Annotated in this window: 1 protein-coding gene; it reads right to left on the minus strand. The window is 73.1% G+C overall.

Annotated elements, in window-relative coordinates; translation table 11 throughout:
- Positions 1 to 203: 203 nt before the first annotated feature.
- Positions 204 to 1166: a complex I subunit 1 family protein gene (locus tag AB0I76_RS30115; RefSeq protein WP_357042589.1), complete on the minus strand. Its 963-nt coding sequence runs from the start codon at positions 1164 to 1166 to the stop codon at positions 204 to 206.
- Positions 1167 to 1292: the final 126 nt, after the last annotated feature.

Genomic DNA, 1292 nt, shown 5'->3' on the forward strand with positions numbered 1-1292 from the left:
CGCCGCCGTCCGCGTAGCCCTGTAACCCCCACCCCCGCGCCTTCCGCCCCGCGCCCCGCCCCGCCCCGCCCGCCCCTCCGGTTCGCGAGGGCACTCTTTCCGGGAAGTAGTGGCTATCCCCCGCCGGATAGCCACTATTTCCGGGAAGTTGCGCGCTCGGGCGGGGCGCGCGGGGCGCGGGGCGGAAGGCGCGGGGGTGGGGGTTACAGGGCTACGCGGACGGCGGCGGTCAGGACGAGCTGGCCGAGGGCGAGGGGGACGAGGACCAGCCAGCACAGGCGTTGGAGCTGGTCCTCGCGCAGGCGGGGGTAGCTCACCCGCAGCCAGATGATCACGAAGGAGACCGCGAACACCTTCAGCAGTGTCCACAGCCAGCCGAGCTGCGCGTCGGCGAACGGACCCTGCCAGCCGCCCAGGAAGAGCACGGTGGTCAGCGCGGCGATCACCACGATCCCGACGTACTCGGCGAGCAGGAAGAACGCGAACCGCAGGCCCGTGTACTCGGTCATGTAGCCGAAGACCAGCTCCGAGTCGGCGATCGGCATGTCGAACGGCGGCCGGCGGATCTCGGCGAGCCCGGCGACGAAGAAGACGATCATCGCGGGCGCCTGCCACAGCAGCCACCACGGCTGCCACGCCTCGACGATGCCGGGCAGGCTGAGGGTGCCCGCCGCCATCGCCACCGACGCGGCGGCCAGCACCAGGGGCAACTCGTAGCCGAGCAGCTGGGCGGCGCCCCGCAGCCCACCCAGCAGGCTGTACTTGTTGGCCGACGCCCACGCCGACATCAGCACCGCCACCACGCCGACGCCGACGACGGCGAGCACGAAGAACAGGCCGATGTCCAGCGGCTGCGCGACCAGGTCGCCCGGGCCGAGCGGGATCACCAGCAGGACCAGCAGGTAGGGCACCAGCGCGACGACCGGGGCGAGCCGGAACACCGCCCGGTCCGCCTCCCGGGGCGTGACGTCCTCCTTCTGCACGAACTTCACGCCGTCGGCGATGAGTTGCGCCCAGCCGTGGAAGCCGCCCGCGTACATCGGGCCGAGCCGGCCCTGCATGTGCGCCATCACCTTGTGCTCGACCTGGCCGACCACGAGCGGCAGGGTGAGGAACGCGACCAGCACGGCACCCACCCGGAGCACCAGCTCCAACCACAGCGGCATCAGGACGTACCTCCGTCGTCGCCGGCGCGTTCGGTCGCCGCCGGGCCGTGCGGCGAGGGCCGGTCCGCGGGCGGACCGGACCGGGCCGGACCGTCACCGGGAGCGCCGCTCCCGGTGACGGTCCGG

The sequence above is a fragment of the Micromonospora sp. NPDC049799 genome, assembly GCF_040656655.1.
In the GTDB taxonomy this organism is placed as follows: Bacteria; Actinomycetota; Actinomycetes; order Mycobacteriales; family Micromonosporaceae; genus Micromonospora.

What these genes read in the sequence shown, in the direction of transcription:
- AB0I76_RS30115 (WP_357042589.1), bottom strand. Translation starts at nt 1,166, where the DNA reads ATGCCGCTGTGGTTGGAGCTGGTGCTCCGGGTGGGTGCCGTGCTGGTC.